Source organism: Flavonifractor sp. AGMB03687, assembly GCF_017811815.1.
Lineage (GTDB): Bacteria > Bacillota > Clostridia > Oscillospirales > Oscillospiraceae > Flavonifractor.
The window spans coordinates 465,535-488,934 of record NZ_JADKZI010000003.1; the positions used below are offsets into that span (position 1 = coordinate 465,535).

The following is a 23,400-nucleotide window of genomic DNA, read 5'->3' on the forward strand; positions in this document are numbered from 1 at the left end:
TATGGGGTGCACTGCGCGGGCTGGGCCTGCCGGATACCATAGACGCCCTTGGAACATTGTTCCAGATATCACATCTGCCGGCGCTGCCATGAATAAGCCTGTATACAATCAAATATTTCTGCCGATGCGATTATAACACTGCGCAGATATGTATCATTTGCCTCCGGAAAATTGGACGGTTATACTGGTGCCATGGCAAAGCGCGCTTGAACCGAATCGACACAAACAGCCCTATAGAAACAACAGAGGTGAAAGAGTTGGAAAAAGAAAATATGGCTTCCCAGAAAAGTGGCTTGAAATATTTCCTGGCGGCACTGGGGCCCGGCTTTATTCTGGCCTCCACTACCATTGGTCCCGGCTCCATTGTTTCATCTACAAATGCAGGCGCTAATTTCGGCTATACGCTGTTCTGGTGGTTTATCGTTATGCTGGCCTTCCGGGCCGTTTTCTCCCTGGCTATGAACCGCTATACCGTAGTCACCGGCCGTCCTCTGATGGTGGGTATCCGGGAGAAGTACGGCAAGGGCGTAGCACTGCTGGCCGGTATCTTTGCCTTCATCGGCCAGTGCATTTACGGTATCAGCAACTTTATGGGCTGCGGCCTGGGCATTTCCATGCTCTTCCCTAGCATCTCCGTAAAAGCGGGCGGCGTGATCGCTCTGATCGTGTGCGCAGCGCTCTACTTCCTTAAGGGTCTGTACCACAAGATCGAAAATGTAATGAAGGTCCTGGTGGCAGTGATGGCCGTCATTTTTGTGATATCCCTCATTGGCACCGCCGGTATTCCCTATGACGGCACCGTCTCCCACAGCCTGATCGGTATGCCCGCCGGCAGCATGGCCATCATGCTCTCCCTGCTGGGCACCACCGCTTCTCTGGGCACCTGCGCCTGGGGTTCCTCTCTGGCCAAAGAAAAGGGCTACACCTGCGAGGATATCGACCACGGTGGCCTGCGTACCGACGTGGTGGTGGGCGTGATCGCTATCGGCGTGATCTCTGTATGCTGCTTCTTCGTGGGCGCCAATCTGCTGCCCGGCCAGCCCATCGGCAACGGCATGGATCTGGTGAACGCGCTCAGCGGTCTGCTGGGTAACTTCATCCGTCCCATCTTCGGCATCGGCTTTTTGGCCGCAGCCATCTCTTCTCTGATGATGGCGCCCAAGCTGGGTATCAATCTGCTGCTCCAGGCCATGGATAAGGACTCCGGCATGGAGAACAAAGCGGAAAACTACATCAGCATTCTGATGCTGGTGTTCGGCATGGTGGTAGCCCTGCTCTATGGCGGCGCTCCTGCTCAGCTGATGACTCTGGCCCAGATCGGCGGCGTCATCAACACCCCCATCCTCGGCATTATGACCATCCTGCTGTGCAACCGGAAAGATGAAATGGGCCGCTATAAGATCGGCAAGGGCTTCACCGTGGCTCTCACCATCTCCTATATTTTCATTATGATCACGGTGATCAACAACCTCATCACCATCATCAAAGGCTTCTTAGCATAACCGCATCTCCGGCGCTGCCATGGCGTGACAGTCTCGGCGGCGCCGGAGATTGTTTTTACGACGTGTATCTCGAAAGGAGTCTGTATCATGCAATTTGATCTGGTTATTAAAAACGGTACCGTGTATACCGAGAAGGGCTTCCATAAACTGAACGTAGGCGTGGCGGGAGAAAAAATTGCAGTCCTTGCAGAGCCCGGCGTGGAGCTGGAGGGCAATAAGGTCATCGACGCCGCCGGCAAGTATGTGCTGCCCGGCTTTATCGACTGCCACTGCCATCTGCGCGACCCCGGCCTGACCCATAAGGAGGACTTCTATACCGGCACTATGGCGGCCGCCCACAGCGGCATCACCATGGTCTGTCCCCAGCCCAACATCAAGCCGGTACCCAGCACGCTGGAGGCCTATATGGAAGAGGTCAAGGCTGGCGAGGAGCGTGCGGTCATCGACTTCAATCCCATCGGCTGCCCTCTGGGCACTCCGGAGGATGTGAAGCAGATCGCCGAGGCTGGCTCCGCCTGGTTCAAGCTCTTTGAGAAAGTGGCCACCTACCCTTACAACACCACCGCCGGTACCCTGGATACCCACCGGATCTATGAGGCTTTCCGGGCCGTGGCCGCCACCGGCAAGTACTGCTCCGTCCACCCCTTCGACAAGTACTTCTTTGATGCGGCGGTGGAGAAGATTAAGGCCGAGGGCAAGCCCCTCACCCTGGAGAATGTGCGCCACCTGTGGTACTCCGACGAGGAAATGACCGGCGCGGCCTACCAGCTGTCCTACTACGCCAAGAAGGCGGGACTGAAGTGGTACGCCATGCACGCCTGGATGCCCGGCTATATTGACCTGGTACGCATGCTTAAGGAGCGGGGCAAAATGACCATCGTGTCCTCCTTCGAGTACATGCCTGCCATGGACGCCTCCGATGAGATCTACCACATCGACTCCGGCAAGTACATCTACCTCAACCACGACGCCAAGCCGGACAAGGCCAAGATCTGGGAGGCCGTACGGGACGGCACGATCGATATGATCGGCTCCGACCACGCGCCCCACGCCCCTGAGGAGTATCATCCTGAGGACGCCCTTCACACCGGCGCCGGCTTTGCCATGCTGGACTACTTCGGCCATCTGCTGGTGAGCCACGTAAATGAGGGCGACCTGTCTCTGGAGCGGCTGGTGGAGGTCACCTCTGTCAACTTTGCCAAGACCTTTGGCATGTACCCCCGGAAGGGCTCCAATCTGCCCGGCACCGACGCCGACTTCACCATTGTGGATCTGAACCAGGAGTGGGAAATCAGCGAGAAGGACACGGTGTACACCAAGACCCAGACCATCCCCTATGTGGGCCGGAAGATGCACGGCAAGGTCACCGGCACCGTGGTGCGCGGCCGCGTGGTCATGGACAACGGCGTGATGGACGCTCAGCCTGGCTGGGGCAAGATGATCACTGCCGAAAACAGCAAGTAAGGGGGGTAGACCCGTGGAAGCGATTTTTCCTGTCATCTCAGGGCTGCTGGAGCGGGACGGCCGCTTCACCCGCTGGCTGGAGGTAGAGGCCGCACTGGCCTCTGCCCAGGCCCAGCTTGGCATTATCCCCCAAAAGGCAGCGGAGGACATCTCCTCCGCTGCCCACGTGGATAAGCTGGATCTGAGCCGCTACGACGCTCTCTACGCCAAGACCGGCCACCCTATGGTTGCCATGCTCCGTCTGCTGGAAGAAGCGGCAGGTCCGGAGAGCGGCCAGTACATCCACCTGGGCGCCACCACCCAGGATGTGATGGATACCGCTCTTATGCTGGCTGTAAAGGCCTTCTTTGACTGCGGACGGCCCAAGCTGGTGTCTATCCGGGATGCGGCGGTGGCTCTCTGTGAACGCTACGCCGACACCCCCATGATGGGCCGTACCCACAACATCCAGGCCCTGCCCATTACCTTTGGCTACAAGGCCGCCATTTGGGCCGACGAGCTCCAGCGCTCCATTGATCGACTGGACCAGAGCCGGGCGCGCATCCTGGTGCTCCAGCTCTCCGGCGCGGTGGGCTCCATGGTTTCCTTCGGTGAGAACGGGGACGCCATCCAGGCCCTCATGTCCAAGTCTCTGGGGCTGGGCGTACCGGGGATCTGCTGGCATGTGGCTCGGGACCGCTTTGCCGAGTTTACGGCGGAACTGACCCTGATTGCGGGCTGCCTGGGCCGCATCGCCCAGGAGGTATACCTGCTTATGGGTACCGAGATCGGCGAACTGGGTGAGCCCTGGGCAGAGGGAACCGTGGGCTCCTCCACCATGCCCCACAAGATCAACCCCACCAACAGCCAAACCATGATGAGCCTGGCCCGGGATATCCGCTACCACAACGGCGCCGTCCAGGAGATGATGTGGGTGGATCACGAGCGCAACCTCATGCATTTTGCCGGAGAACGGGAACACATTGAGGCCGCCTGCCTGGCCGCCGCACAGCTGCTGGATCTGGCGGACAAGATGCTCTCTGGTCTGCGGGTCAACGTAGAAAATATGCAGGCCAATCTGAACAAGCTGGGTGGGCTGACACAGTCCGAGCATGTCATGCTGGAGCTGGGCAAAGCCATCGGCAAACAGCACGCCCATGAGCGGATCAACCACATCGCCGTAGATGCCTTCCAGAACGGCAAGCACTTTGAGACCGAGCTGGCCCGGGATCCGGTAGTATCACAGCACCTGACGGCGGAGCGCATTCATACATTGCTGGATCCATTGCAATATCTGGGGCAGTGCCCCGCCCTGGCCCACCGCACAGCGGAGACGTTGAAAAAACAGAAATGAGTGATATGAGAATGACGCCCATTGCACAAGAGAGTCTGAAGCTGCACTATGAAAAACGGGGCAAAATCGAAGTGGTGTCCACCGTACCGGTCAAGGACAAGAACGATCTGTCCCTGGCCTATACTCCGGGCGTGGCCCAACCCTGCCTGGAGATCCAGAAGGATATAAACAAAAGCTATGAACTGACCCGGCGGTGGAATCTGTGCCTGGTGGTCACCGACGGCAGCGCGGTGCTTGGCCTGGGAGACATTGGCCCCGAGGCGGGCATGCCGGTTATGGAGGGCAAATGTGTGCTCTTCAAGGAATTCGGCGGTGTGGATGCCTTCCCGCTTTGCATCAAGAGCCACGATGTGGACGAGATTGTACGTACCATTCAGCTGATTTCCGGCTCCTTCGGCGGCGTAAACCTGGAGGATATCTCGGCTCCCCGGTGCTTCGAGATCGAGCGCAAGCTCAAGGAGTGCTGTGACATCCCCATCTTCCACGACGATCAGCATGGTACGGCGGTCATTACCCTGGCCGGACTTACCAACGCTCTGAAGGTGGTAGGCAAGAAAAAAGAGGATATCAAGGTTGTCATGAATGGTGCCGGTGCCGCCGCCATCGCCATTGCCAAGCTGCTGCTGGCAGCGGGAGTAAAGGATGTGACCCTGTGTGACCGTAACGGCGCCATCTACGAAGGACGCGAGAAGGGGATGAACCCCATCAAGAATGAGATGGCCAAGATAACCAACCTGGCCAAGAAGCAGGGCACTCTGGCCGATATGCTGGTGGGTGCCGATGTGTTCATCGGTGTGTCCGCTCCTGGTGCAGTGACTACGGAAATGGTCAAGACCATGAATAAGGACGCCATCATCTTTGCCTGTGCCAACCCCACTCCGGAGATTTTCCCCGACGATGCCCGGGCCGGAGGGGCAGCCGTGATTGCCACCGGCCGCAGCGACTTCCCCAACCAGATCAACAACGTGTTGGCTTTCCCCGGCATCTTTCGAGGCGCCTTTGACGTGCGGGCCCGAGACATCAACGAAGCCATGAAGGTGGCTGCCGCCGAGGCCCTGGCAGGCCTGATCTCCGACGAGGAGCTGAGTGCCGACTACATTATCCCCGCCGCGTTTGATCCCCGCGTGGGCAAGGCTGTGGCCGCCGCTGTAGCCCAGGCCGCCCGGGACAGCGGCGTGGCCCGCATCTGAGGAGGACGCCTATGCGCGCTACGTTATTGGAAATCCGCCCGATCACCGGGCGGGATATCTGTTATGTATTCCGCTGTCCTCAGGTGGCCGCTGCGGCCCGGCCGGGGCAGTTTGTGGAGCTGAAGCTTACCGAGGGCTATCAGACCCCCTTTCTCCGCCGACCCATCAGTATCTTTGATACCGACGGGCAGGAAACCTTCTCCCTTCTGGTACGCACAGTAGGAGAAGGAACCACGGCTATGATGGTCTGGCCCGTGGGCCACTCTGTAGATGTGCTGGGCCCCCTGGGAAACGGCTTTACATGGAACGACCATCATCAGACCTGCCTGTTGGTAGCCGGCGGTATCGGCTTGGCACCCTTGGCACTGTCGGCACGCCGACTGCTGGAAGAGGGCAAGCGGGTACGTCTGCTCTTTTCGCCCCGGCGGGACCAGGCGCTGCTTGAAGCGCTGCCCTTCCAGGACCGGCTGGAGGTGGCCACTTCGGAAAACCGCGCTGCCCTGGCAACCACACTGGAGTCCCTGCTGGAGGGCACCGACTTATTGTTGGCCTGCGGCCCGGAGGGGCTGCTTGAGACCGCGGCCCGGTGCGCGATGGCCCACGGTGTACCCAGTCAGCTCTCCATGGAGCGGAGAATGGCCTGCGGCATCGGTATCTGTCTGGGCTGTGCCATCACTATCCGGACCAACGGGGAACTGACCTATAAAAAGGTGTGTAAGGACGGACCTGTCTTTTCCGGAGAGGAGGTGGCCTTCCATGAAACGCCCTGAGGTTCAATTGGGTCGGCTGCGTCTGCGCAATCCCGTGCTGGGCGCCTCCGGCTGTACCGGCCACGGCTATGAACTGGCCTCCTATACCGATCTGTCCCGCTACGGAGCAGTGAGCCTGAAGACCGTTACACCGCTGCCCCGGGTGGGCAATCCGCCCCAGCGGGTATGCGAGGTCCCCTCTGGTGTTCTTAACTCCATCGGACTGCAGAACCCGGGTCGGGATGCCTTCTTTGCGCAGATCATGCCCCGGGTTCTGGAGTGCCTGGATCGGGATCAGATCATCGTCAGCGTGGGCGGCGACAAGGTGGAAGACTACGTCGAACTTTGCCGTGCGGTGGAGGAGCGCTTCGGAACACGCATCGCCGCCCTGGAGCTTAACGCCGCCTGCCCCAATGTCTCGCACGGCGCCGGATTCTACAGCCGGGACCCGGAGGCAGCCGCTGCACTGGTGGCAGCGGTACGGAACGCGGTGGATTTGCCGGTGCTGGTCAAGTTCAATACCAATTTCCCCAATTATCTGGAGGTGGCCCAGGCAATCGAGCAGGCCGGGGCCGACGCCCTATACACCACCAACACACCGCTGGGAATGAAAATCGACTGGCGGACCCGTCAACTGGTTTTAGGCAATGGCCGCGGTCCCATCTGCGGCCCGGCCATCCGCCCCATCGGCGTGCTGCGCACCTGGGAACTCTATGAGCATGTAAACCTGCCCATCATTGCCAGCGGTGGCATCTGCACTTGGGAAGATGCCCTGGAGTATATTTTGGCTGGTGCCTCTGCCGTGGGAATCGGCAGCGCTCAATTTGTTTATCCCGATGCAGCCAGCCGTCTGGAGCAGGATTTGGATGCCTATCTCCACCGGGAAGGCCTAGAGAGCATCCAACCATTGGTGGGTGCAGCTCACAAATCATAACTGCAGCAAGCCCTTGCCGCCTGACTTGAGTACTATACTTTTGTCATACAGAAAAAGAAAACCTGGCGCATATGCGTCAGGTTTTCCACATTTCGTTTCAATTTGTGTATATCTCATCAGAAGCAGATGCGGTTCATTACGGGCAGCAGCACCTTCTGGATGGGCTTCATGGCGGAGCCCACCAGCAGGGCGCACAGGATGGTGCCCTCACGCACGCCGTAGAGCCCGTGGAGGAACACCACGGACAGAACCAGAGCCGCCACAACCACGATGCAGTCCACCACAACCTTGACCTGGTGGAAACTCTTGCCGGGCAGCAGCTCGGTAATGGCGCTGGTCATGCCCTCCATAGGCATGTTGATCAGCTTGGTGCCCACGTACATGGACACGCCCACGGCGATCATGACGATGCTCACCGCCAGCATCACCAGCTTGCCGAAATAGGTGGGAAGGGCAAAATCACCCACCACAAACTTGGCAAAGTCCGTAAAGTAGCCGAAAATGGTGGAGAAAATGATCTGGGTCAGGTTGATCCACTTGAACTGCTTGCGCAGCAGCAGGATCTGCACCACAATGTAGCAGCCAAAGACGATGATGACGCAGGTGCCCAGGTTGCTCCCGGTGATCAGCGAGATCACATAGGGCAGGGAGTTGACCGTGGATACGCCCAATTCCGAATTGACGGAGATGGCCACACCAAAGGCCATGATGAGCAATCCCAGTACATAAAACAGGATGCGGTAAACGAACTTCCGTGCCCGGACGCCCCCGCTCAGGGCTGCCGACGATTCACTCATATTAGAATCCCCCTCATTTGTTATAACATCATTATACTAGCATACTTAGTTAACTATGTCAAAGGCTGTACCGGGATTTGTCGCTTGATCCGCCGCTTTCTGCCTTTTCGACAAAACTTTTTGCCTTATTTTATCCATTGTACCCATAGCAGATCAGTCAAAATGGAAACTATGACTTGAAAAAAGCCGCCTGATATGCTAGGATAGCTAGTTAGAAGAGATTACCTGAGGTTAGAAAGGATGTGCGCTCCATTGGCAAACGAAGAAAAACAGGGCGCTTTTGAAAAATTCCACCCCGTAGAGACCAAACGGGCCAGCGAGGCCATTTTTGAGCAGGTCAAAAACCTAATCATGCGGGGCGAACTCAAGCCGGGTGACCGCCTGCCCAGCGAACGAAATATGATGGAGCTCTTCCACCGCAGCCGCCCCACCGTGCGGGAGGCTCTGCGCATGCTGGAGCGCTCCGGCTATATCCGCACCATTCCCGGCAGCAATGGCGCGGTGGTGCTCAAGCCCAACAACAAGCTGCTGGAGAACTCCCTGAAGGACGCCCTGATGGTGGGCCATATCAGCCTGGCCGACATCAGTGAATACCGCCGTTCCAGCGAGGTGACCACCGTGATCTGGGCGGTCCACCGCCGCACGGAGGAGGACATCCAGGCCATGGAGCAGTATCTGGCCGACATGAAGAACAGCATAGACGACTATGAGACCTTCATCAGCATGGACTCCCACTTCCATGGACTGCTGGCCGCTGCCTCCCAGAATAAGGTGAGCGTCATCTTCAACCGGGCCTTCAGCAAGGTCAATCAGGCCTTTATGAAGGACAAGCTGCTCTCCCTTCCCCCTGAGGAGAAGCACGCCATGGCCTGCCGGGTCCAGGCCATGCATGAGGCCATTTTTGAGGCCGTCCGGGATCAGGACGAGGAGCGGGCCAAGGAGGCCATGCTCGTCCATATGAACGCCTTCAGCCTGGATCTGCAGTAAGCACAATCTTTGTTAGTATAACATAAAAGAGCCCTCCGGCATAGGGCGGTGGTCGTAAAACAGTTAACAGCCACAGTAGTTTTGCTCTTGTATCTTATCCTGTTATATGATAATATGGGGCCGACAAGATATACAAATCGGGATTTGGCGGAATAAGGAGTGTATTGTAATGAGATTGGATGGATATGGGCTGTTCGTTAAGAACATGGCAACAATGATCCAGTTTTATCGAGATGTATTAGGATTTGAGATCAAAGAAGATGAAAACACTGATAATGTATACTTAGTAAAGGATGGCACCCTCTTTTTGCTTTATGGGAGAAATGATTTCGAAAAACTAACAAGCAAAAGATATGAGTATCTTACGGGAGTAAATGCACATTCTGAGATGGCGTTGTATGTTGACACATACGAGGAAGTTGATAAGCAATATAAAAATGCTATTGACCATGGCGCAACTTCTTTGTTAGAACCAACTACTGAGCCTTGGGGACAAAGGACGTGCTTTATTGCTGACCCAGAAGGAAATATCATCGAGATCGGTTCGTGGAACAAGCCCTATGAGGATAAGGATCTATAATGTCGACAACTTCCAGTTTGCCGGGATGCTGTAAAATACTTTCCGGACAAAAGGGCGCACTTCTATACTCTACTGTCGGGAGTATCGTGCGTCCTGCCGAGCTTCATTCGACCTCAGCAGAAAAACTGCATGACCGAGGATGTTGCGTCACTTTTTCCGTCAAGGTGGCTACACCCCCTTGCGCCGCTAAAGCGGCTATCCCCTGTGAACTTGCTGGCGGCGAACGGTTTTGACAAACCGTTCGCCGCCAGCAAGTTTGAATTATGTGTAGAAAACAATCCTCCGTATGATTGCAACCATGCGGAGGATTCACTGTTTTATGAACACCGCTCTATAGCCGGAGGGCTCTTTATTTTTCAATCCGGCCGTCTGTTTTACAGCTTGCCGCACACCTTGCCGGGGTTGAGCAGGTTCTTGGGGTCAAAGACCGCCTTGATGCCCCGCATCAGCTCCATGCTGGTCTCGCCCAGGAAGGCCTCCAGATAGCCCACCTTGGCCGAGCCGATGCCGTGCTCGCCGGACACCAGGCCGTCCAGCTCCCGGGCCTTCTGGTAGACCAGCTCCATGAAGCGGTCGGCCTTCTTCAGGAACTCGTCCTGGTCCATGTCGTTGGCGCACACGTTGACATGGACGTTGCCGTCGCCGGCGTGGCCGCTGGGCCGCACCGCCAGGCCCACCTCGTCCTCCAGGGACACGCAGTAGTGGACGAACTCGGGGATCTTGGGGATAGGCACCACCACGTCGCACTCATCGCTGAGCTGGAACTTGGCCAGCAGGGCCTCCAGGCAGGAGGAACGCACCATCCAGGCGCTGCGCATGGCCTCGGGGGTGTCGTACACAATCACGTCCAGGGCGCCGTTCTCCAGGAAGGTTTCGGCGGCCTTCTCCATGATCTCGTCCAGGTCCTCCTCCTTCTCGCAGTCGAAGGTGGACAGCAGGTAGGCGCCTGCCTCCTGCCCGTCGCTCTTGTCGGGGTAGACGTGCTTGCCCAGAAACTCCTCGATCTCCTGGACGCCCTTCCGGGTCATAAACTCCAGGGCCTGGGGATCCAGGCCGGCCATCTTCACCTGAGGCACGCAGGAGATGGCGTCGTCCAGGGTGGCAAACATGCCAAGCAGGCTCACCGCCTGCTTGGGACGGGGAATGACCTTCAGGCTCAGCTCGGTGATGATGCCCAGAGTACCCTCAGAGCCGATCATCAGGTGGAGCAGGCTGTAGCCGGAGCTGGTCTTGTTGACCTCGCCGCCGAAGCGGACAATGCGGCCGTCGGGCAGCACCACGGTCATGGCCCGGACGTATGGTCAACACCATGTACCAGAACATTCTGGCCTGGGAGGAAGAGCTCTTCATCGCCAACAAGGTCCAGGGTATCATCGACTCTGACGCCACCCTGTCCGGCTATCAGTACCCCATGACCACCCGTCAGAACATCCGCTACATGCGCATGTTCGCCGGTGCCTTCATGTACGCCGCCGGCAACCACATCGGCGTGGAGTACGGCTCCACCTCCGCCCTGGTTCAGGGCAAGCCCACCTCCGCTACCGGCGCGGGCAAGTCCAACGGCCTGTTCGGCTGGGGCATCGCCCATGAGATCGGCCACAACATGGACAAGCTGGGCAAGGCCGAGATCACCAACAACATCTACTCCCTGGCCCTCCAGGCCTGGGACGGCAGCTCCATGGCCCTGGATACCCGTCTCACCGCCGACGGGCGTTGGGAGACCATCTTCAACAAGGTCGCCCAGGGCCGCCCCGGCTCCGCCAACAACGTGTTTGTGCAGCTGGGCATGTACTGGCAGCTCCACCTGGCCTATGACGAGGCCGATGAGCCTCTGGCCTTCTACAACCAGTTCTTTAAGCTGTGGAAGTCCGGCGCGTACAGCGGCTACACCTACGACGAGCGGGTAGCCCTCATCGCCTCCCAGGTGGCCAACCGCAACCTCACTGAGTTCTTCACCCGCTGGGGCATGACCCTCAGCGATGAGGTGAAGGGCATGCTGAACGACTACCATACCGAGGAGCGTGCCATCTGGTATCTGAACGACGCCTCCCGTACCTACCGTCTGAATAGCGGCAGCGCCGCCAGCGGTTCCGCTGCGGTCTCCGCCTCTGTGAACGAGTCCAAGGTGACCCTGACCATGAGCCACACCGACAGCGACAAGATCCTGGGCTATGAGATCCGCCGCAACAATGTGGTCATCGGCTTTACCACCGAGAACACCTATGTGGACGATCTGGGCGCTGCCAACAACCTGACCTACACCTACTCTGTGGTGCCCGTGGACAAGCTGGGCAACCTGGGCAGCGAGGCCGAGAGCAACGAGGTCCGCGTGGCCTACGACAAGACCATCAGCGCCGACCTGTACGACCTGAACCGTGAGGACGGCACCATTACCATCACCATGAAGAATGGTACCTCCGTCCCCGTTACCGGCATCAAGGTGACCGGCACCGGCCTGTCCGGTCAGTACACCGTGAAGGTGAAGGCTGACGCCAAAGCGGAGGATTGGACCACCGCCAAGACCGGCACCCTGTCCGACGACACCGTGGTGGCCTACTTCACCAAGCCCGGCGCGCCCGAAAGCGATACCCGCATCTGGACCTACGACGCCGCTGTGCTGGAGATCACCGGTATCCCTGAGAATGCTGACGTTCAGCTGCTGGACTACCCCGGCGACCGTGTGGACTTCTACGAGGGCGCCACTGTGGGCGTACTGAAGGACGACTACCGCTACGGCGACGAGGCCGACGAAGTCATTGAGGAAGGCACCCTGGTGATCCTGGGTACCTACCGCGGCGATCCCACCTACAACTACGTGGGCATTGAGGCGGTGTACAACACCACCAGCGAGGCCGCCGAGGCCAACGGCATCACCACCATCACCCGTGCCATGAACGGCTACGGTCTGCTTCTGGCCGAGATCCCCGCCGACGGCGCAGTCAGCGACACCAGCGACGGCTTCTTTATCTTCGTGCCCGACCTGGAGTCTGAGAAGGAGCTCAACAAGCAGGACGGCGTCACCGACGCCTATCCCCTGGAGATCCGCGCGGTGTTCTACCGCACCGACGACGCCACCAGCGCCGACAGCAAGCGGGTCACCAGCCAGACTCTGTGGATCAGCTTCCCTGGAGAGGATGATCTGCCTCTCATCGATCTGAAAAACGACCTCAAGTAAACCGAAAGGATGAACATGTTGCGTAAGCTCTCTGTCTTACTTCTGACCCTCTGCCTGCTGACCGCCGCCCTCACCCCCTGGGCGGCGGTCAGCCGGTGGCCTGCGGCTGGAGACCTCCTCTCAGGAGGCCGCCAGCCAAGAAGTGGGCTTCTCCGGCGTATCCTCTAACTGCCAGATCATCCAGGCCACTTTTACCCTCTCCAACAACAGCACTACCTACGACTTTACCACGGACGGCGGCCTGGACGCCCTGCCCGGTATCTACACCACCTACAAGCAGGAAGGCAACACCCTCACCGTCTATGTCACCGCCAAGTCCGGCGTGCTGACGGATAACGGCACCCTCACCCTGGGCACCATCTCCGCAAACGACGGCACCCATTTTACCGTGGAAAAGGCCTCCGGCGTGAAGGTAGTTGGCTCCGACCACTCCGAGACCACCTATCCCTCCGTGGATCAGGGCGGCTCCACCGGCGGCTCTGACAATGGTTCCAATGGTTCCGATAACGGCTCCGGCGGTTCCGACAGCGGCAATAACGGCGGCGGCTCCACCGGTGGTTCTACCGGCGGTTCCAACGGCGGCACCAGCACCACCAGCCGTGCCATCACCATCCAGAGTTCCTTCGGCGGCAAGGTCATCGCCAGCGCCGCTGAGGCCATTCCCGGCAAGGTGATCACCCTCACCGCCACCCCCAACTCCGGCTATACCCTCCAGTCTCTGAAGGTGACCACCGCCTCCGGTAAGGCGGTGTCCCTCACCCATCAGCGGCGGCGCTACCTTCGCCGACGTCAGTTCCGGCCAGTGGTATTCCGACGGCGTGGCCCGGGCCAGCGCCAACGGCATTGTCACCGGCTACTCCAACGGCAGCTTCGGACCCAACGACACCATCACCCGGGAGCAGATGGCCGCCATCCTCTACCGGTACGCCCGCTACAAGGGCTACGATGTGTCCGCCCGGGCCCAGCTGAGCAGCTATTCCGATGCCAGCCAGGTGGCCTCCTACGCCACAGAATCTATGAGCTGGGCGGTGGGCTCCGGCCTGATCACCGGCACCAGCGGGACCACCCTCTCTCCCGCCGGCTCCGCCACCCGGGCCCAGGCCGCTGTGATTCTGGCTCGCTTCTGCCAGAACCTGGCGGACTGATCTCTCCGCAAATCAACAAGCCCGCGCCCCGTTTCTAATTTGGAAACGGGGCGCGGGCTCTTTTTTGCTCAGGTACAGGGCTGCTGCCGCCCCGTGTGGTCAATGGTATAGTCGGTGCCGCAGGTGCCGGGCAGGATGATCTGGGAGATGGGTACAAAGGTGTATCCCTCCTGGAGCAGGCACTCAATGATGCCGGGCAGCGCCTCCGGCGTGTGGATGGCGGCGTTGTGGAAGAGCACGATGGAGCCGGGGCACACCCGACTCACCACCCGCTGGGTGATCTCATTTGCCGGGATCTCCTTCCAGTCCAGGCTATCCACATCCCACTGGATGGGCTCCATGCCGATGGAGCGGATGGCAGAGATCACATGGTCGTCATACTCCCCGTAGGGGCAGCGGATGAGGGTAGGCCGCACGCCGGTGATGGCCTCGATTTTGTCGTTGCAGGCCTCCACATCGGCCACGATCTCCTCGGTGGACAAGCTGTTGAAATGGGCGTGGGTGTTGGAGTGGTTCATGATCTCATGGCCTGCGTCGTGGAGGGCCTTCACCGACTCGGGGTATTTGTCCACCCAGTCCCCCACCACGAAAAAGGTAGCTTTAATTTGGTACTCCCCCAGAATGTCGATGAGCTGCTGGGTGTCCTCATTGCCCCAGGCAGCGTCAAAGGAGATGGCCACCATCTTCTGATCCCGCTGGACGCAGTAGATGGGCAGCTGGCGGTTGGTGGACGCGGCGCTCACCACCTCGGGATAGTTGACCACATAGAACATGGCTGCCGCCGCCAGGGCGCAGGCCAGCACCGCCAGCAGCTTCCGCCGCAGTAAAATAATCTTCATAGCCGTACCTCCTACCATCTGATTGATACAGACTATGACAAGATCTTCCGGTTCAGAAGGGGCGGATTTCCTGTAGCTTGACAGCCCCCATCCCCTCCGTGTATGATGAGAGAGCAGAATCACACAGAAAGGGGCGCGGTCATGGAAGAGAACAAACCCTATTGGGAAGGCAAGCACTTCTCCTTCTACACCAACAAGGAGTGCGAGTATTTCCCCTGCCACAAGGTCCCCGAGGGACAGGACTTTAACTGCCTGTTCTGCTACTGCCCGCTGTATATGCTGGGCCGGGAGTGCGGCGGCAACTTCAAGTATCTGGAGAGCGGCATCAAGGACTGCAGCAACTGTACCCTCCCCCACAAGCGGGAGAACTACGGCTACATTGCCGCCAAGTTCCAGGAGATTGCCAAAACCATGGCCGACCGGGAGCGGGAAGCCGAACAGAAGTAACACGCACAACAAGAGGGTCAGCTGTCAAACAGCTGGCCCTTTCTTTTTGGTAAGCGATAGGATTTTTCACCCATGTGTGATATAATGATCCCTAATTCCCCAAGCGAAGGAGATGCTTCCATGAAGATCATCGACATTTTGAACCAGGACCGCCCCACGCTGTCCTTTGAGGTTTTTCCCCCCAAGACCAGCGACACCTATGATTCCGTGGCCAAGGCCACCCAGGAGATCGCCGCCCTGCGGCCCGATTTTATGAGCGTCACCTACGGCGCCGGCGGCGGCACCAGCGACTACACCGTGGGCATTGCCGCCGGTATCCAGCAGCAGTACGGCGTGGACGTGCTGGCCCACCTGACCTGTGCCTCCTCCACCCGGGAGCATGTGGCCCAGGTGCTGGAGCACCTGAAGGAGAAGGGCATCCAGAACGTGCTGGCCCTCCGGGGCGACATTCCCGAGGGGGGCGCCCCCGCCCACGACTACCAGTACGCCGCCCAGCTGGTGAAGGACATCAAGGCCCACGGCGACTTCTGCATCGGCGGCGCCTGCTACCCCGAGGGGCACCCCGAGTCCCCCACCAAAAACGCCGACATCGACCATCTGAAGGCCAAGGTGGAGGCGGGCTGCCAGTTCCTCACCACTCAGATGTTCTTTGACAACAACATTCTCTACAACTTCCTCTACCGCATCCGGGAGAAGGGCATCACCGTGCCGGTGGTGGCGGGCATCATGCCGGTGACCAACGGCAAGCAAATCGCCCGCATCTGCAAGCTGTCGGGCACCTACCTGCCCGAGCGGTTCAAGGCCATCGTGGACAAGTTCGGGGACAACCCCGCCGCCATGCGCCAGGCCGGTGTGGCCTACGCCGCCGAGCAGATCATTGACCTCATCGCCAACGGCGTGGAGCACATCCACATCTACTCCATGAACAAGCCTGAGATCGCCGCCTCCATCCAGACCAGCCTGTCGGAGGTTCTGAAATGATCCACACCCCCCGTAGGGAGGCCCTGCGTTATCTGGGCTGCCGTGGGACAGAGCCCGACGAGGCCACCGCCGCCCTGCTGGAGGAGCGCATCCAGGCGGTGGAGAATGCCGCCGAGCCCCGGTGGACCGCCCTGGAGGTCCTCCTCACCCTCCGCCCCGGCGGGGTGGAGCTGGGGGACTGGTCCATCCACAGTGAAAAGCTGCGGGCCCACCTGGAGGGCTGCACCGCCGCCCTCCTCTTTGGGGCCACCCTGGGGGTAGGGGTGGACCGGCTCATCGCCCGCTCGCGGCAGGCCAGGTGGCCCGGGCCGCCGTAGATCAGGCGGTGGCCGCCGCCCTCATTGAGGCGGTGTGCGACGACGCCTGCGACCAGCTGGCAGAGCGCTACCCCGGTCGCTACCTGCGGCCCCGGTTCAGCCCCGGCTACGGGGACTTCCCCCTCACCGACCAGCCCGAGCTGGTGCGGCGGCTGGACGGGCCCCGGAAGATCGGCCTCACCGCCACCGACACCTGCCTGCTGGCCCCCATCAAGTCGGTGACGGCAGTGATCGGCCTGTCCAACACCCCCGGCAAATGTCACGCCGGGGGCTGCGCCACCTGTTCCAAAACCAACTGCGCCTTTAGGAGAGATACCACATGAAATTCATCGACGCGCTGCACAGCCAGCGCCTGTTTTTCGACGGCGGCACCGGCACCCTGCTCCAGGCTCAGGGCCTGAAGGGCGGCGAGCTGCCCGAAACCTGGAACCTGCTCCACCCGGAGCGCATCTCCGCCCTCCACCGGGCCTACCTGGAGGCTGGGAGCAACATCCTGTGTACCAACACCTTCGGCGCCAACGCCCTGAAGTTCCCCGCCGGCGGTCAATTTGACCTGGAAGAGCTGGTGGCCGCCGGGGTGCGGCTGGCCTGTGAGGCCAGGGACGCCGACCCCCGGCCCGACGTGTTCGTGGCTCTGGACATGGGCCCCACCGGCAAGCTGCTCAAGCCCATGGGCGACCTGGACTTCGAGGACGCGGTGGCCCTGTACGCCCAGGTGGTGAAAGCAGGCGCCGCCGCCGGAGCCGACCTGGTGCTCATCGAGACCATGAGCGACTCCTACGAGGCCAAAGCCGCCGTGCTGGCCGCCAAGGAGAACTGCGACCTGCCGGTGGTGGTGACCACGGTGTACGGCGAGAACGGCAAGCTGCTCACCGGCGGCACCCCCGCCTCCACCGTGGCTCTGATGGAAGGTCTGGGCGTGGACGCCCTGGGCGTCAACTGCGGCCTGGGCCCCGCCCAGATGCTGCCCATCGTGAAGCAGTTGCTGGAGTATGCCTCGGTGCCTCTGATCGTCAACCCCAACGCCGGTCTGCCCCACGCCTGCGACGGCTGTACCGTCTTCGACGTGGGCCCGGCGGAATTTGCCGTCCACATGGGTGTCATTGCCGACCTGGGCGTCCAGATCCTGGGCGGCTGCTGCGGCACCACCCCCGACCACATCAGGGCCGTCGTGGACGTGTGCCGGGACAAGCCCTTCACCCCCGCCGCGGACAAGGGCCGCACCCTGGTGTCCTCCTACGCCCAGGCGGTGGAGATCGGCCGTGCCCCCGTGGTCATCGGCGAGCGCATCAACCCCACCGGTAAGAAGAAATTCCAGCAGGCCCTGCGGGACCACAACATTGAGTACCTCCTCAACGAGGCCTTTGCCCAGGAGGAGGCGGGAGCCCAGGTGCTGGACGTGAACGTGGGTCTGCCCGAGATCGACGAGCCCGCCCTGCTGGTGGAGGTGATGGAATCCCTCCAGGCCGTCCTTCCCCTCCCCCTCCAGCTGGACACCTCCGACCCGGAGGCCATGGAGCGGGCCATGCGCCGCTACAACGGCAAGCCCATGCTCAACTCGGTGTCCGGCAAGGCCGAGAGCATGGCCGCCCTCTTCCCCCTGGTGAAGAAGTATGGCGGCGTGGTGGTGGGCCTGGCCCTGGATGAGAACGGCATCCCCGCCACAGCGGAGGGCCGGCTGGCCATCGCCAAAAAGATCTGCGACACCGCCGCCCAGTACGGCATCCCCAGAAAGGAGATCGTCATCGATCCCCTGACCCTCACCATCTCCTCCGAGCCGGAGGCCGCCAAGGTCACCCTGGAGGCGGTGGGCCGCATCAAGAAGGAGCTGGGAGTATCCACCATTCTGGGCGTGTCCAACGTGTCCTTTGGTCTCCCCAAGCGGGAGCTGGTGAACACCGCCTTCTTCACCATGGCTCTCCAGCAGGGGCTGGACTGCGCCATCCTCAACCCCAACAACGCTTCCATGATGGGAGCCTGGCGGAGCTATCAGGCCCTCATGGGTCTGGACCCCCAGTGCGGCCGCTACATCGCCGCCTACGGCGGGCAGGAAGCCCCCTCCGCTCCGGTGGCCGCCGGGGATGGCCCCTCCCTTACCGATTGCGTCCTGCGGGGCAGCAAGGAGGGAGCGGCTCAGGCCGCTCAGGCCGCCCTGGACAGCGGCAAGGCCCCCCTGGACATCGTGGACAGCGTGCTCATCCCCGCCCTGGACCAGGTGGGTCAGGGCTTTGAGAAGGGCACCCTCTTCCTGCCCCAGCTGCTCATGAGCGCCGAGGCCGCCAAGGCCGCCTTTGCCGTGGTGCAGAACGCCATGTCCGGCGAGGACCGGCCCAGCCAGGGCGCCGTGGTGCTGGCCACCGTCAAGGGGGACATCCACGACATCGGCAAGAACATCGTCAAGGTGCTGCTGGAAAACTACAGCTTCACCGTCATCGACCTGGGCCGGGATGTGACCCCGGAGCGCATTGTGGAGGCCGCCGGACAGCCCGGCGTGAAACTGGTGGGCCTCAGCGCCCTGATGACCACCACCGTGGTGAGCATGGAGGAGACCATCCGCCAGCTGCGGGAGCACTGCCCCCAGGTGAAGATCGTGGTGGGCGGCGCGGTACTCACCCCCGCCTACGCCGACCAGATCGGGGCAGACTGCTACGCCAAGGACGCCATGGCCACCGTCCGGTACGCCAAGGAGATCTATCAAAACTAATGCATAGAAAAAGGACCGCTGCGGTGCAGCGGTCCTTTTTTCATTTCTGAAATTCCGGGAAGGGCTCCAGGGTGCGCTCCAGGATGCCGTTGAGGGAGGCGATCAGGATGCCGTAGTTGGTGATGGGGATGCCCTGATCGGCGGCGGTGCGCTGGCGGCACTTCATCTCCCGCTCCCCCAGGGTGCAGCCCCCGCAGTGGATCACCATTTTATAGGGGCTTAAATCCTCCGGGTACTCCCGGCCGGAGCAGAAGGTGTAGTCCGGCTCCACCCCGGTGGCCTCGTGGATCCAGCGGGGCAGCTTCACGGTGCCGATGTCCTCGCACTGGCGATGATGGGTGCAGCCCTCGGCGATAAGCACCTTGTCCCCGGTTTTCAGCTCCCGTACCGCCCGAGCGCCCTCCACCGTGAGGCCCAGATCGCCCTTGTACCGTGCCATGAGGATGGAGAAGGAGGTGAGAGGCACCTCCCGGGGCACGACCTTGGCCACCTTGCCAAACACCTGGCTGTCGGTGACCACCAGCCGGGGCGGCTTGGGCAGCCCTTCCAAAGTAAGGGCCAGCTCGGTATCCCGGCACACCAGGGCGGAGGCTCCCGCCTCCAGCACGTCCCGGATGGTCTGCTGCTGGGGGAGGATGAGCCGCCCCTTGGGGGCCGCTTTGTCGATGGGCACCACCAGCACCACTGTGTCCCCGGGCTGGAGCAGGTCGGCGATGAGGGGCCGCTTGGGGCCCTCCTGGCCCGCCAGGCGGGCGGCCTTCTCCTTCAGCTCATGGATGTGCAGGCCGGTGAGGGCGCTCACCCACAGGGTGTTCTCCCCCTCCTGGGGCACAGACTCCAGCAGGTCGGCCTTGTTCCAGGCCAGCAGGTAGGGGATGCCCTTGTCCTTGATGAGGGCAAGCAGCTTCTCCTCCGACTTGCCCAGGGGGGTGGTGGAATCGGCTACCAGAATGGCCAAGTCGGTCTTGTTCAGGACCTGCCGGGTCTTTTTCACCCGCAGTTCACCCAGCTCGCCCTCGTCGTCGATGCCGGGGGTATCGATGATCTGCACCGGGCCCAGGGGCAGCAGCTCCATGGCCTTGTACACCGGGTCGGTGGTGGTGCCCTTCACGTCGGACACGATGGCCAGGTCCTGGCCGGTGAAGACGTTGACCAGGCTGGACTTACCGGCATTGCGCCGGCCGAAAAAGGCGATGTGGACCCGCTCGCCGGCGGGGGTGGCGTTGAGGCTCATGGGTATCCCTCCTGCTTAAAACCGGAAGTCCCGCTCGCCCTGGGCGATCTTCACCAGCCGGTCGGCCACGATCTCCTTCACCTTGGGGTTGGTGATGTAGGCCTGCTGCTGGGCAATGACCTTTTCACCCACCGCCTTGGTCTCAGGGGCGGCGTAGTCCTCCAGATACTCCTTCAGGGTCATGAGGGCGTTGGGCAGGCAGCAGTTCTGGATCTGGCCCGCCTTGCACAGGGACATGAACCGGTCGCCGGTGCGGCCCTCCCGGTAGCAGGCGGTACAGAAGGAGGGCACATAGCCCAGCTCCATGAGCCAGCGGACCACCTCGTCCAGGGTACGGCTGTCGGACACGTCGAACTGAGCGGAGGACTCCTCCTCCGGCTCCTTCTCCACGTAGCCGCCCACGCTGGTGCGGGAGCCGCCGGAGATCTGGGAGATGCCCAGGCCCAGCACCCGCTCTCTCACCTTCTGGCTCTCACGGGTGGAGATGATCATGCCGGTGTAGGGCACCGCCACCCGGATGCAGGCCACGATCTTGGCAAAGATGTCGTCGGAGATGCCGTTGTCGAAGGCGCCCGGGTCGATGTCGTCGGCGGGGCACACCCGGGGCACGCTGATGGTGTGGGGACCCACTCCGAACACCGCCTCCAGGTGCTCGGCGTGCATCAGCAGGCCGGCAAACTCGTAGCGGTACAGCTCCAGGCCGAAGAGCACGCCCAGACCCACGTCGTCGATGCCGCCCTCCATGGCCCGGTCGTGGGCCTCGGTGTGGTAGGCGTAGTTGCTCTTGGGTCCGGTGGGGTGGAGCTTCTCGTAGCTCTCCTTGTGGTAGGTCTCCTGGAACAGAATATAGGTGCCGATCCCGGCCTCCTTCAGCTTGCGGTAGTCCTCCACTGTGGTGGCGGCGATGTTCACGTTCACCCGGCGGATGGCGCCGTTCTTATGCTTGATGGAGTAGATGGTCTTGATGGACTCCAGAATGTACTCCAGAGGATTATTCACCGGGTCCTCGCCCGCCTCCAGCGCCAGCCGCTTGTGGCCCATATCCTGGAGTGCAATGACCTCCGCCTTGATCTCCTCCTGGGTCAGCTTCTTGCGGGGGATGTGCTTGTTCTTGGCGTGGTAGGGGCAGTAGAGGCAGCCGTTGACGCAGTAGTTGGACAGATACAGGGGGGCGAACATGACGATGCGGTCGCCGTAAAAGTCCTTCTTGATCTGCTTGGCCAGCTCATAGAGCTCCTGGTTCTTGTCCTCCAGCTCACAGGCCAGCAGCACCGAGGCCTCCCGGTGGGTCAGGCCCTTGCGCAGCTTGGCCTTCTCCAGGATGGCGTCAATGACCGCCGCGTCATTCTTGTGGGCGTCGGCGTAGGCCAGGGTGTCCAGGATCTCCTCGTGGTTGATAAAGTCCTCTGCTTTTCTGGATTTGGGATCGTACATGGGTGTTACTTCCTTTCTTTTGGGTCAGGTCAAACTCCTTCCCCGTCAGTTTTTTCTCTTTTTAATTGGGAAAGTCTCCACGGTGGACGGCCACGGTGCAGCCGATGGCGGCCAGGCGTTTCCGCAGGCCCGCCAGGTGCTCGGCGGCTTCGTCGCCCGTGCAGAGCTTGTTGTCATAGAGGGTGTATTTTTCCCGGGTGTCCGGGGGCGACAGGTTGGGCATCACCACGTTGGCCCCCGCCTGGATACCCAGCTCCCGGCCCTGGGGATGGATGGTGCCCAGGGCGGTAGTGGCGGGCAGCAGCACCTTTGGCAGGGTGAGCCGCACCAGAGCCAGCAGGATCAGGGTGTCCTCCAGGGTGCCCGCGTGCTCCTCCGCAAAGGGGGTGTCCTTCTGGGGGATGAAGGGCCCCAGGCCCACCATGTGGGGCTGGAAGTCCTGAAGGAAGCAGAAGTCCTCCGCCAGGGTGTCCGTATTTTGGCCCGGGGAGCCCACCATGAATCCGGCCCCCACCTGGTAGCCGATGTCCTTCAGGGTACGCAGGCAGTCCATCCGGTGGGCCAGGGTGAGCTCCGGGGGGTGCAGCCTGCCGTAGTGGACCGGGTCGGCAGTCTCATGGCGGAGCAGATACCGGTCGGCTCCGGCGTCAAACCACAGCTGATAGGTCTGCCGGTCGAACTCCCCCAGGGAGAGGGTCACGGCGCAGTCCGGAAAGCGGCCCTTGATGGCCGCCACCGTCTCGGCCACCCAGTCGGAGGTAAGCCCCGGGTCCTCGCCCCCCTGGAGCACGAAGGTGCGGAAGCCCCAGCCATAGCCCTTCTCGCAGCAGGCCAGGATGGTGTCCCGGTCCAGCCGGTAGCGGGCCACATGGCGGTTGTCCCGCCGGATTCCGCAATACAGACAGTTATTTTTACAGATATTACTACACTCTATTAACCCTCGGACGTAGATCTGGTCGCCGTACCACCGGCGGCGCTCCGCCTCGCCCCGGGCAAAGAGGTCCGCCCGGTCCAGGCTGTGCCGGTTCGCCAGCAGGGTCCGCCATTCCTCCCGGTCCAGCCGCCGCTGACGGCACAGCTTGTCCAGCAGATCATTCATTGGGCAGCTTGGAGTACACCGCCTTGCAGCTCACGCCCGGCAGCATACCCGCCTTGCCGGACAGGGCGCTGATGGCGTCGGCCGGGGCGTCCAGCACGATGGAGATGATGTTCACCTTGCGCTCCCGGTAGGGGATGCCCATTCGGCCAATGATATAGTCCTTGTATTCGTGGAGCAGGGCGTTGAGCTCCTCCACCGAGTCGGGATTCTCCACAACCACACCCAGCAGGGCCACGCGGGTCTCTTCCATAGCAATTTCCTCCTTGCAAAAAATGACAAATGGCGCACCCAAGAAGGGTGCGCCACAGCATACATTCGTTCTGTCCGGCGACCCTTCCCCGTCAGGCTGTTACCCCTTTTGCGTCAGTGTCGGTTGTTAGATTATACTGCACATTTTAGTTTTTGTAAAGGGTCAATTTTCCAGCCTCCCTCATTGCATTTTTTGTCGAGCTACACTAAAATAATAAAGAATATAGAGAGAAAAGGAGC

22 protein-coding genes are annotated in these 23,400 nt (G+C 60.9%); 15 read left to right on the forward strand and 7 right to left on the reverse strand.

The genetic code is table 11. The features are described 5' to 3' along the window. Positions 1-272: 272 nt before the first annotated feature. The 6 genes from J9789_RS08765 (at position 273) to J9789_RS08790 (ending at position 7,172) form a co-directional block, all read left to right on the forward strand. Complete coding sequence (locus tag J9789_RS08765; RefSeq protein WP_209344484.1) at positions 273-1,502, forward strand: Nramp family divalent metal transporter; 1,230 nt, start codon at positions 273-275, stop codon at positions 1,500-1,502. 87 nt (positions 1,503-1,589) lie between these two features. Then, a complete protein-coding gene (locus tag J9789_RS08770) occupies positions 1,590-2,966 on the forward strand; it encodes a dihydroorotase family protein (RefSeq protein ID WP_209344486.1) in 1,377 nt (458 codons plus the stop codon). Positions 2,967-2,979: 13 nt separating this feature from the next. Further along, the gene (locus J9789_RS08775; protein WP_209344488.1) at positions 2,980-4,299 is read left to right on the forward strand and encodes an adenylosuccinate lyase family protein; all 1,320 of its coding nucleotides are present in this window, start codon (positions 2,980-2,982) and stop codon (positions 4,297-4,299) included. An 11-nt stretch (positions 4,300-4,310) separates the two neighbouring features. Further along, entirely contained in the window at positions 4,311-5,489 is a 1,179-nt protein-coding gene (locus tag J9789_RS08780; protein WP_209344490.1) for an NADP-dependent malic enzyme, read from the forward strand. An 11-nt stretch (positions 5,490-5,500) separates the two neighbouring features. Further along, the gene (locus J9789_RS08785; protein ID WP_209344492.1) at positions 5,501-6,259 is read left to right on the forward strand and encodes a dihydroorotate dehydrogenase electron transfer subunit; all 759 of its coding nucleotides are present in this window, start codon (positions 5,501-5,503) and stop codon (positions 6,257-6,259) included. Next, positions 6,246-7,172, forward strand: a complete 927-nt coding sequence (locus tag J9789_RS08790; RefSeq protein WP_209344494.1) for a dihydroorotate dehydrogenase — start codon at positions 6,246-6,248, stop codon at positions 7,170-7,172. Before J9789_RS08785 ends, J9789_RS08790 begins: the two co-directional genes overlap by 14 nt. A gap of 116 nt (positions 7,173-7,288) precedes the next feature. Here J9789_RS08790 and J9789_RS08795 read toward each other — a convergent pair whose 3' ends face one another. Further along, positions 7,289-7,969: a DUF6198 family protein gene (locus tag J9789_RS08795; protein WP_209344496.1), complete on the reverse strand. Its 681-nt coding sequence runs from the start codon at positions 7,967-7,969 to the stop codon at positions 7,289-7,291. Positions 7,970-8,221: 252 nt separating this feature from the next. Between J9789_RS08795 and J9789_RS08800 the strand changes: the two genes are divergently transcribed. Then, complete coding sequence (locus tag J9789_RS08800) at positions 8,222-8,956, forward strand: FadR/GntR family transcriptional regulator (protein ID WP_209344498.1); 735 nt, start codon at positions 8,222-8,224, stop codon at positions 8,954-8,956. 169 nt (positions 8,957-9,125) lie between these two features. Beyond that, on the forward strand, positions 9,126-9,536 hold the full coding sequence (locus tag J9789_RS08805; RefSeq protein WP_209344500.1) for a VOC family protein: 411 nt from the start codon (positions 9,126-9,128) through the stop codon (positions 9,534-9,536). A 374-nt stretch (positions 9,537-9,910) separates the two neighbouring features. Here J9789_RS08805 and J9789_RS08810 read toward each other — a convergent pair whose 3' ends face one another. Then, positions 9,911-10,822 (reverse strand): FAD-binding oxidoreductase, encoded by a 912-nt coding sequence (locus J9789_RS08810; RefSeq protein WP_209344502.1) that lies wholly within the window; start codon positions 10,820-10,822, stop codon positions 9,911-9,913. Positions 10,823-10,833: 11 nt separating this feature from the next. On the opposite strand from J9789_RS08810, the gene J9789_RS08815 reads away from it, so the two are divergent. Both J9789_RS08815 and J9789_RS17040 read left to right on the forward strand, forming a co-directional pair. Beyond that, positions 10,834-12,711: a M60 family metallopeptidase gene (locus tag J9789_RS08815; protein WP_209344504.1), complete on the forward strand. Its 1,878-nt coding sequence runs from the start codon at positions 10,834-10,836 to the stop codon at positions 12,709-12,711. Positions 12,712-12,853: 142 nt separating this feature from the next. Continuing rightward, the gene (locus J9789_RS17040) at positions 12,854-13,894 is read left to right on the forward strand and encodes a hypothetical protein (protein WP_348633660.1); all 1,041 of its coding nucleotides are present in this window, start codon (positions 12,854-12,856) and stop codon (positions 13,892-13,894) included. 30 nt (positions 13,895-13,924) lie between these two features. Here J9789_RS17040 and J9789_RS08830 read toward each other — a convergent pair whose 3' ends face one another. Next, a complete protein-coding gene (locus J9789_RS08830) occupies positions 13,925-14,695 on the reverse strand; it encodes a polysaccharide deacetylase family protein (RefSeq protein WP_209344510.1) in 771 nt (256 codons plus the stop codon). Between the two features lie 141 nt (positions 14,696-14,836). Between J9789_RS08830 and J9789_RS08835 the strand changes: the two genes are divergently transcribed. From J9789_RS08835 to J9789_RS08855, 5 genes are all read left to right on the forward strand, one after another. Then, positions 14,837-15,142, forward strand: a complete 306-nt coding sequence (locus J9789_RS08835; RefSeq protein WP_209344512.1) for a cysteine-rich small domain-containing protein — start codon at positions 14,837-14,839, stop codon at positions 15,140-15,142. Positions 15,143-15,262: 120 nt separating this feature from the next. Next, positions 15,263-16,123, forward strand: coding sequence for a methylenetetrahydrofolate reductase [NAD(P)H] (metF, locus tag J9789_RS08840; protein ID WP_209344515.1), 861 nt, complete (start codon positions 15,263-15,265; stop codon positions 16,121-16,123). Beyond that, positions 16,120-16,440 carry a hypothetical protein gene (locus J9789_RS08845; RefSeq protein WP_209344517.1) on the forward strand — a complete coding sequence of 107 codons (321 nt, stop codon included), beginning with the start codon at positions 16,120-16,122 and terminating at the stop codon, positions 16,438-16,440. Before metF ends, J9789_RS08845 begins: the two co-directional genes overlap by 4 nt. Next, positions 16,422-16,763 carry a hypothetical protein gene (locus tag J9789_RS08850; protein ID WP_209344519.1) on the forward strand — a complete coding sequence of 114 codons (342 nt, stop codon included), beginning with the start codon at positions 16,422-16,424 and terminating at the stop codon, positions 16,761-16,763. The genes J9789_RS08845 and J9789_RS08850 overlap by 19 nt, the downstream gene beginning before the upstream one ends. After that, positions 16,760-19,144, forward strand: a complete 2,385-nt coding sequence (locus J9789_RS08855; protein WP_209344521.1) for a homocysteine S-methyltransferase family protein — start codon at positions 16,760-16,762, stop codon at positions 19,142-19,144. Before J9789_RS08850 ends, J9789_RS08855 begins: the two co-directional genes overlap by 4 nt. A 40-nt stretch (positions 19,145-19,184) precedes the next feature. Here J9789_RS08855 and hydF read toward each other — a convergent pair whose 3' ends face one another. The 4 genes from hydF to J9789_RS08875 form a co-directional block, all read right to left on the reverse strand. Beyond that, positions 19,185-20,378 carry a [FeFe] hydrogenase H-cluster maturation GTPase HydF gene (gene hydF / locus J9789_RS08860; RefSeq protein ID WP_209344523.1) on the reverse strand — a complete coding sequence of 398 codons (1,194 nt, stop codon included), beginning with the start codon at positions 20,376-20,378 and terminating at the stop codon, positions 19,185-19,187. 15 nt (positions 20,379-20,393) lie between these two features. Further along, the gene (gene hydG / locus J9789_RS08865) at positions 20,394-21,812 is read right to left on the reverse strand and encodes a [FeFe] hydrogenase H-cluster radical SAM maturase HydG (protein ID WP_209344525.1); all 1,419 of its coding nucleotides are present in this window, start codon (positions 21,810-21,812) and stop codon (positions 20,394-20,396) included. A gap of 61 nt (positions 21,813-21,873) precedes the next feature. Then, positions 21,874-22,911, reverse strand: coding sequence for a [FeFe] hydrogenase H-cluster radical SAM maturase HydE (hydE, locus tag J9789_RS08870; RefSeq protein ID WP_209344527.1), 1,038 nt, complete (start codon positions 22,909-22,911; stop codon positions 21,874-21,876). Further along, the gene (locus J9789_RS08875) at positions 22,904-23,161 is read right to left on the reverse strand and encodes a TM1266 family iron-only hydrogenase system putative regulator (RefSeq protein WP_087189012.1); all 258 of its coding nucleotides are present in this window, start codon (positions 23,159-23,161) and stop codon (positions 22,904-22,906) included. Before J9789_RS08875 ends, hydE begins: the two co-directional genes overlap by 8 nt. Between the last annotated feature and the right edge of the window lie 239 nt (positions 23,162-23,400).

Excerpts from the sequence above, each read along its gene's own strand:
- J9789_RS08765 (WP_209344484.1), top strand. The coding sequence starts at position 273 with ATGGCTTCCCAGAAAAGTGGCTTGAAATATTTCCTGGCGGCACTGGGG.
- J9789_RS08770 (WP_209344486.1), top strand. The coding sequence starts at position 1,590 with ATGCAATTTGATCTGGTTATTAAAAACGGTACCGTGTATACCGAGAAG.
- J9789_RS08780 (WP_209344490.1), top strand. The coding sequence starts at position 4,311 with ATGACGCCCATTGCACAAGAGAGTCTGAAGCTGCACTATGAAAAACGG.
- J9789_RS08785 (WP_209344492.1), top strand. The coding sequence starts at position 5,501 with ATGCGCGCTACGTTATTGGAAATCCGCCCGATCACCGGGCGGGATATC.
- J9789_RS08790 (WP_209344494.1), top strand. The coding sequence starts at position 6,246 with ATGAAACGCCCTGAGGTTCAATTGGGTCGGCTGCGTCTGCGCAATCCC.
- J9789_RS08795 (WP_209344496.1), bottom strand. The coding sequence starts at position 7,969 with ATGAGTGAATCGTCGGCAGCCCTGAGCGGGGGCGTCCGGGCACGGAAG.
- J9789_RS08805 (WP_209344500.1), top strand. The coding sequence starts at position 9,126 with ATGAGATTGGATGGATATGGGCTGTTCGTTAAGAACATGGCAACAATG.
- J9789_RS08810 (WP_209344502.1), bottom strand. The coding sequence starts at position 10,822 with ATGACCGTGGTGCTGCCCGACGGCCGCATTGTCCGCTTCGGCGGCGAG.
- J9789_RS08815 (WP_209344504.1), top strand. The coding sequence starts at position 10,834 with ATGGTCAACACCATGTACCAGAACATTCTGGCCTGGGAGGAAGAGCTC.
- J9789_RS08830 (WP_209344510.1), bottom strand. The coding sequence starts at position 14,695 with ATGAAGATTATTTTACTGCGGCGGAAGCTGCTGGCGGTGCTGGCCTGC.
- J9789_RS08835 (WP_209344512.1), top strand. The coding sequence starts at position 14,837 with ATGGAAGAGAACAAACCCTATTGGGAAGGCAAGCACTTCTCCTTCTAC.
- metF (WP_209344515.1), top strand. The coding sequence starts at position 15,263 with ATGAAGATCATCGACATTTTGAACCAGGACCGCCCCACGCTGTCCTTT.
- J9789_RS08845 (WP_209344517.1), top strand. The coding sequence starts at position 16,120 with ATGATCCACACCCCCCGTAGGGAGGCCCTGCGTTATCTGGGCTGCCGT.
- J9789_RS08855 (WP_209344521.1), top strand. The coding sequence starts at position 16,760 with ATGAAATTCATCGACGCGCTGCACAGCCAGCGCCTGTTTTTCGACGGC.
- hydF (WP_209344523.1), bottom strand. The coding sequence starts at position 20,378 with ATGAGCCTCAACGCCACCCCCGCCGGCGAGCGGGTCCACATCGCCTTT.
- hydG (WP_209344525.1), bottom strand. The coding sequence starts at position 21,812 with ATGTACGATCCCAAATCCAGAAAAGCAGAGGACTTTATCAACCACGAG.
- hydE (WP_209344527.1), bottom strand. The coding sequence starts at position 22,911 with ATGAATGATCTGCTGGACAAGCTGTGCCGTCAGCGGCGGCTGGACCGG.
- J9789_RS08875 (WP_087189012.1), bottom strand. The coding sequence starts at position 23,161 with ATGGAAGAGACCCGCGTGGCCCTGCTGGGTGTGGTTGTGGAGAATCCC.